1 protein-coding gene is annotated in these 1,055 nt (G+C 59.8%); it reads left to right on the forward strand.

Annotated features, from left to right (window positions below; translation table 11 throughout):
• Positions 1 to 81 precede the first annotated feature (81 nt).
• Positions 82 to 1,040, forward strand: a protein-coding gene (locus BHD06_RS22705) for an IS630 family transposase (RefSeq protein ID WP_139784871.1) whose coding sequence is annotated in 2 segments (ribosomal slippage) — positions 82 to 423 and positions 426 to 1,040 — 957 coding nt in all. Because the reading frame shifts where the segments join, the coding sequence is not laid out codon by codon here.
• Positions 1,041 to 1,055 lie beyond the last annotated feature (15 nt).

The raw sequence follows: 1,055 nt of genomic DNA on the forward strand, positions 1-1,055 counted from the left end.
TAAAGCGCTTCGGGAAAAACGTGAATCGGGGGATTCCCACGGTGTTTGTTTTGTGATTCATCCTGTTTGGGAGGATGGATCATGTCAGCACCTTTGCCGAATGCGCTTCGGGCGCGGTTTCAGCGTTATATCGAGGATGGTTTGAGCGGTCGCGCAGCGGCTTTGCGGCTGCGGCTTTCGCCGGCCACGGGCGCGAGATGGGCGCGGGCGATCCGAACGCGGGGTCATGCTGATCCCGCGCCTCAAGGCCGCCCTCGCGGTCGGGGCAAACTGGCTCCTTATCAGGCCTTTTTTGAAGAGCTGGTGGCACAGGACCCGGACATTACGCTCTATGAGCTGCGCGATGCGCTGGCGGCAGCAGAAGGGGTCAAGGTTCACCATTCCTCGATCGCCGCGCTGCTATCCCGTCTCGGGTTCAGCTATAAAAAAAATCGTTGGTGGCCACCGAACGCCATCGTGTCCGGGTAAGGCAGGCACGGCATGACTGGCTGACGCGTCGCATGCCCGCCATGCGACGCCAACCTGAACGTCTTGTGTTCATTGATGAAACCTCGGTGAAGACGAACCTGACCCGGCTCAGGGGCCGCGCTCTGCGTGGGCAACGGCTCGAGATGGACGCGCCTTTTGGTAACTGGGGCACACAGACCTTCATCGCCGGGCTAACCCGCGACACCCTGATCGCTCCCTGGGTCATCAAGGGGGCGATGAACGGCCCTGCCTTCGCGGTTTATGTGCAAAAGGTACTGGTGCCGGAACTGACACCCGGCACCGTCGTCATTCTCGATAATCTCGCCACACATCGCAATGCCGGGGCGGCAGAGGCGATCAGACAGGCCGGATGCTGGTTCCTCTACCTGCCGCCATACTCGCCGGACCTCAATCCCATCGAGATGGCCTTCTCAAAGCTCAAGGCCAACCTACGCAAGATCGGTGCCAGAACCTTCACCGATCTCTTCACAGCCCTCGGCGACGTCTGCCAGATGTTCACACCGGACGAGTGCTGGAACTACTTTCAGGCTGCCGGATATGTCGCAAGTTAAAACCGAAACGCTTTA

Source organism: Roseovarius sp. A-2 (assembly GCF_002072155.1).
Lineage (GTDB): Bacteria > Pseudomonadota > Alphaproteobacteria > Rhodobacterales > Rhodobacteraceae > Roseovarius.